Annotated in this window: 4 protein-coding genes; 3 read left to right on the forward strand and 1 reads right to left on the reverse strand. The window is 42.0% G+C overall.

The window, feature by feature from the left end; translation table 11 throughout:
* Positions 1-423 precede the first annotated feature (423 nt).
* The 3 genes from IQ224_RS20895 (at position 424) to IQ224_RS20905 (ending at position 5,433) form a co-directional block, all read left to right on the forward strand.
* Positions 424-1,683 (forward strand): pentapeptide repeat-containing protein, encoded by a 1,260-nt coding sequence (locus tag IQ224_RS20895; RefSeq protein WP_036400075.1) that lies wholly within the window; start codon positions 424-426, stop codon positions 1,681-1,683.
* Between the two features lie 105 nt (positions 1,684-1,788).
* Positions 1,789-3,432 carry a Ppx/GppA phosphatase family protein gene (locus IQ224_RS20900; RefSeq protein ID WP_036400064.1) on the forward strand — a complete coding sequence of 548 codons (1,644 nt, stop codon included), beginning with the start codon at positions 1,789-1,791 and terminating at the stop codon, positions 3,430-3,432.
* A 351-nt stretch (positions 3,433-3,783) separates the two neighbouring features.
* Positions 3,784-5,433, forward strand: coding sequence for an alpha/beta hydrolase (locus IQ224_RS20905; protein WP_002742330.1), 1,650 nt, complete (start codon positions 3,784-3,786; stop codon positions 5,431-5,433).
* Positions 5,434-5,521: 88 nt separating this feature from the next.
* Here IQ224_RS20905 and IQ224_RS20910 read toward each other — a convergent pair whose 3' ends face one another.
* Complete coding sequence (locus tag IQ224_RS20910) at positions 5,522-5,812, reverse strand: DUF3082 domain-containing protein (protein ID WP_002737160.1); 291 nt, start codon at positions 5,810-5,812, stop codon at positions 5,522-5,524.
* Positions 5,813-5,896: the final 84 nt, after the last annotated feature.

Below are 5,896 nucleotides of genomic sequence, written 5' to 3' on the forward strand. Positions count from 1 at the left end.
CACAACCATAGGATTGAATCTTTTCAGAGGTTTGGGTTTTCTCTCAATAACAGAGGGACAGAGGTGGTTAGCTGAACGTTGGGAAAAACTGATAGTTTTATCGACGTAAGAAGCAGAAAAATTAGGTAAATTAACAGGATGTACTCTCGACAATTTCAAGAGAGATAGGCTTTTAGTGGCTTGGGAACAGGCTTTATCAATTTATTCATAATAAATATTGGCAGAAGATTAAAGATTAGTTATTGTGACTAACTCTTTTGATTAGAAAAAGATAAACTTGAGAATCTTCGGTCAAATTTATTGACTCAAAATCAGCTATACTTAATTTAAATGAATCAACCCTACCCTTATCAAGGGGGGATTAAGGGGGGATCAAAGACAAAATCTATCTTCAATTTAATTATAACCACTTACTTAGTTGTCATGAATTACATTAATCAATCAAGCAAAAAACAGACCTCCGTAATTTCTATGAAAGCAAGTGAGGTACTGGATTTATATGCCAAAGGGAAACGCAATTTTAAAGGAGTAAAATTAAAAGGACAGTGTTTTCGCGGACAGAATTTATCGGGGGCTAATTTTAGTCAAGCAGATCTGCGTGGTACTAATTTTCAAGGGGCTATTTTAGAGGGAACTAAATTTACCGAGGCCAGGGCAGGATTACTAAAGCGCGGTCGGCTACAATTAATTTTAATTTCTTGGTTAATAGCGGCTTTCTGCGGCTTTGTGTGGGGATTAGCTGGTTATTATCTAGCTTTAATGCTGGTGACGAATGTAAGCCAATTTAAAATCATTGGTGCGGTGATAATCACGATTTTATCCCTAATTTATGTAAGATTTTATCGTCAGCGAGTTGGGGGATTACCCTTAGTTTTATCCTTGATTTCTGGTCAATCAACAAGTTTTATCCTAGCAATTTTCATCAGCTTAATTTTAACTTTATTGACAGTAATTATCTTGGCTTTTCAGGGAGCATTAGCTGGAATAGCCGTGATGAATGGAACTTTTTCTATAGCTTTAATTGTTGGGGTTTGTGGTACTTTATTCACCGCTTATCTGGCCTGGTTGTCCTTAGAAGAATCGAGAGAAACAATCACAAAATCGATAGCAATTGCTTTTTTAGCCAGTCAAGGTACAAATTTTTGCGGAGCAAATCTTAAAGAAGCGGATTTCACGGGAGCGCAGTTAAAAGCCACTGATTTAAGGGCAAAAGATTTAACTAGAACTCGATTTTATCTGGTATCGGGCATCGAGCGAGCGCGTTGGGAAAAGACAATTTTAGCTGAAGTTGCGATGAGAAATCTTCTCGTTACTGGTCAAGGGGAAAATAAAGCTTATATTGGCTATAATTTTCGTGGACTGAATCTTTACGGGTTTAACTTCAAAAATGCCAATCTGACTAGGGCAAATTTGAGCGAGGCAAATTTAGCCTACGCTAATCTAGAAGGGGCAAATTTAGCCCATAGTAACGTGATGAGAGCCAATTTACAGGCAGCCACCCTGACGGGCGCTTGTATCGAAGCTTGGAAAATCGCCGAAAATACCAATTTAGAAGGGGTTGATTGTGATTATATCTATTTAGTCGAGTCCGACCAAGAGCGCCGTCCCAAGCAGGGAGAATTTGGGGAAGGGGAATTCCAGCAATTGGCCCTGGAGCAGCGAAAATTGTATATTGACGAATGAATGCTATACAAAGCTAAAATTGCCGCGCCGAGGCGGACAATTAGAGGGATAATAAGACCAGCCTTAACACCTATCCCCCGACTGGTAACTGATCACTGATAAGCGATGGTGAATATTTCTAATCAAGTTACACCCAATTGGGGACTAGCGCCCCTGGCAAAAGTCCCCGATGTCCAAATCCTAGCGGCGATCGATATTGGTACGAATTCGGTTCACATGGTAGTGGTGAAAATTGAACCGTCTTTACCCGCTTTTACGATTATTGCCAGAGAAAAGGATACAGTCCGTCTGGGCGATCGAGATCGGAAAACTGGTAAATTAACCCTAGCGGCCATGGAAAGAGCGATCGCCGCTTTAAAACGCTGTCACGATCTAGCTATTAGTCTCCATGCGGATCAGATTATCGCCGTGGCCACCAGCGCCACCCGGGAAGCAGCCAACGGTGACGAATTTTTGGCTTTAATCGAGAAAGAAGTCGGTATTTCTGTAAATCTCATCTCTGGACAGGAGGAAGCGCGCCGGATTTATCTCGGTGTCGTCTCGGGAATGGATTTCCAAAATCAAGCCCATATTATTATCGATATTGGTGGCGGTTCCACGGAATTAATCTTAGCTGATAGTCAAGAAATTCGCTTTCTTAGTAGTACCAAAATCGGGGCGGTGCGTTTGACCCAAGATTTCATCACTACCGATCCCATTAATCCGACAGAATTGGCCTATTTAAGGGCATACACCAGGGGAATGTTAGAGCGGGCAGTAGAGGAAATTAAACATCATTTACAGGTGGGAGAAGTGCCGCGTTTAGTGGGAACTTCTGGGACGATCGAAACTTTGATGACTATCCATGCTTTGGAGAAATTGGGGTTAATTCCCAATCCTTTAAATGGCTATCAATTAACCCGCAAAGATGTCAGAGAATTGGTTAAACGTTTCGCCAGTTTGGACTATCACCAAAGACTGGCAATTCTGGGAATGTCCGATAAACGGGCCGAGATAATTCTAGCTGGTTCGATCGTGCTTTTGGAAGCGATGACCATGTTAGATGTTGATAAGTTAGTTCTCTGTGAAAGGGCCCTGCGAGAAGGGGTAATCGTCGATTGGATGCTGACGCACGGGTTAATTGATAATCGGTTACTTTATCAGAGTGAAATCCGTCAGCGCAGTGTCTTGAAAATAGCGAAAAAGTATCAAGTTAATTTAGAATCGGCCGAGAGAATAACGACATTTTCCTTGTCTTTGTTCGAGCAAACCCAAGCACAATTACATTCTTGGAATCAGGAGGCTAAAGATCTATTATGGGCGGCGGCAATTTTACATAATAGTGGTTTATATGTTAGTCATGCTGCCCATCATAAACATTCCTATTATTTAATTCGCAATGGTGAACTGTTGGGCTATACAGAAATAGAGTTAGAAGTTATCGCTAATATCGCTCGTTATCACCGTAAAAGTAAGCCGAAGAAAAGACACGATGATTTTATGAAATTAACGGAATACTATCAGTATATGGTCAGACATCTAAGTGCTATACTGCGCTTGGCTGTGGCTTTAGATCGACGACAAATAGGAGCAATTAAAAAGATTGAATGTAAGTACGATCCCGAATATAGAACCCTACATCTGCATCTTTTTCCTAATAATGCTGAAGATGATTGTGCTTTAGAATTGTGGAGTTTAGACTATAAAAAACCCGTTTTTGAGGAAGAATTTGGGGTGAAAGTAGTGGCAACTTTGGCATTTTTACCCTGAAATCATGAGCGATGAGTAGCTTGAAATCGGCAAGATGGAAATTTTCGATACTTGTTACCTATTATTCTAGTCCAAGATTATTGATCGAGGTAAATTGATAAGTAGGTAGGTGTTAAAAGTTGTCAGATACCCCCCTTATCAAGGGAGGATTAAGGGGGGATCCCCCCGCCTATCGGCACCCCCCTTATTAAGGGGAGCAGGGGGGATCGAAGCTAAAATCCATTTCAAATTTAATTATAACCAGCTACTTAATTTTTGTTGATAGTCAAGCAGGAAAACAGTTAAAAACTGCGAAGTTACTGTTATAATCCAGAGGGAATAGGACCGCAGAAAGAAAAGGAGCCGAAAAACTTGTTGCAATTAGCCAAAATCAGCCGCTCGATCGCTCTTGGTTGCTTAGGAACAATACTGACTAGCTTCCCTGTCCTCTCGGCCGAGAGAATCACTTTTATCTTAGCGCCCTTTAGTCGTACCCTAGAAATTAGTTCCCTAGAAAAGTTTGCCAAAACTGGCAGAATTGACGCTAATCTAAGACAATATTTAGGTAATACAACTGCGGAACAACAAAAAGAATTTCGGCAAGCTTTAACCACAAGTAAAGAAATTAATCCCGTCCTGATCTCGCGCTTTTTTAACACCAGAATGGGGGAAGATATTCTCAACCTTTTAGGGGAACTGATCACCATTCAAGGGGGTATTAATGGTAAATTTGCCCTGCGTTCTGCCCTAGTTAAATCAGCTTTTGAACCGGAAGGGGTAACTATTCTTAGCCTGCTGCGTAATCTGCCCACTAATATGCAGATTGATGTGACAAAAGTGCAAAGATTAGCCCGGGCGATCGATGTCGTCCTGAAAGCCACCACGGTATTTACGGAAAAGGTGGCGCAATTATCCTTAGAAGAAGCTAAAAAGGCCGGTGAAATTAATTTTACCGCCATGACCGACCCCCGACAACCCGGACCGCAACAAGTGGAACAGATGCGGCTGGATTTAACCGATAGCCGTCGTCAGAGGAAACTTTATCTGATTATTGTCAAACCCAAGGGGCAATTAACCCAGAAAACCCCCGTTATCGTCTTTTCCCACGGTTTAGCTTCCCGTCCCGAAGATTTTGTCCGACACGCAGAACACTTTGCTAGTTACGGTTATCTCGTCGCTATGCCCCAACACCCCGGCAGCGATACCCTACAGGTGCAGAATCTACTCGCCGGTTTATCGCGGACGGTTTTTTATACCAACGAATTTGTCGATCGTCCATTGGACATATCTTTTGTGATCGATGAATTGCAAAGACGCAACGCGGGGGAATTTCAGGGGCAATTAGATTTAGATAATGTGGGAGTCGGTGGACATTCCTTCGGCGGTTATACAGCCTTAGCGGTGGGTGGAGCGACGATCGATTTCGAGAATTTACAACGGGACTGTCAAAGAAGATTAGCTTTTCTCAATGTCTCCCTCTTGCTGCAGTGTCGTGCTTTGGATTTACCCCGAGAAGAATACAATTTTCGCGATCCAAGAATAAAAGCGATTTTTGCGGTTAATCCGTTTAATTGGAGTATTTTTGGGGCTAAAGGACTGGCTAAGATCGAAATTCCCACTTTTGTAGCAGCAGGAACCTACGATCCCGCTACCCCCGCTATTTTTGAACAGGTGCGCTCTTTTCCCCTGCTCAACACCGAAAATAAATATTTAGCTCTGATTGAAGGTCAAGCTCACGTTGACTTTTCGGTACTAGATGCGGGAATTAACGAAGCGATCGAATCCATAGCCGATCTTACCCTGCCAGCACCATATCTGATCGATAGTTACGCCCATTCCCTATCTTTGGCCTTTTTTGAGGTGTATATTCGCAAAAACCCCAGCTATAAACCTTTTTTACAGGCGGCCTATTCCCAATATCTCAGTCAAGGCCAGGAGTTTAGATGTTTTCTGATTACCCGCGCTTCCTCGACTGCTTTAGAACAACTGATCAAAGATTTTGTTGCTCAAAATGTCCGTTAATCAGTGATCAGTGATCAGTTATCAGTTATCAGTTAACTGATCACTGAAAAAAATTACCACCTCCTACTCCCAATTCATAATTCATAATTTATGTTTGTTGAGGGCGTTTAAGTAGTAATTGGATAGCCAAAAGAATTAAACCAATGGTGACAAAAACAAAAATAAAGGTTCCCAGAGAAGCTAAACCAAAAACTAAAGTGCGGACAGCACTGCCAATTCTCAAGGCGATCGGACTGTGAGCAACCATTGGTTTTGAGTAAAAAGAATGACCGATCGCTGCCGTGAGATAATAGAGAATTGTCCCCAATGCTGCCGAAATTGCCGCGCCAACTAAACAGCGAGTAGGAGTAACTTTTTTGGTTTCTAATTCTGTGGTCATTACTTTTTATTCCTCAAATACTGCCCGGGTTAAATTTTAATTAGGGTTTGCTGAAAAAGTTTTTCGTGGGGGTAGGGTGTGGGG

It is taken from the genome of Microcystis sp. LEGE 00066, assembly GCF_015207925.1.
Lineage (GTDB): Bacteria > Cyanobacteriota > Cyanobacteriia > Cyanobacteriales > Microcystaceae > Microcystis > Microcystis ichthyoblabe_A.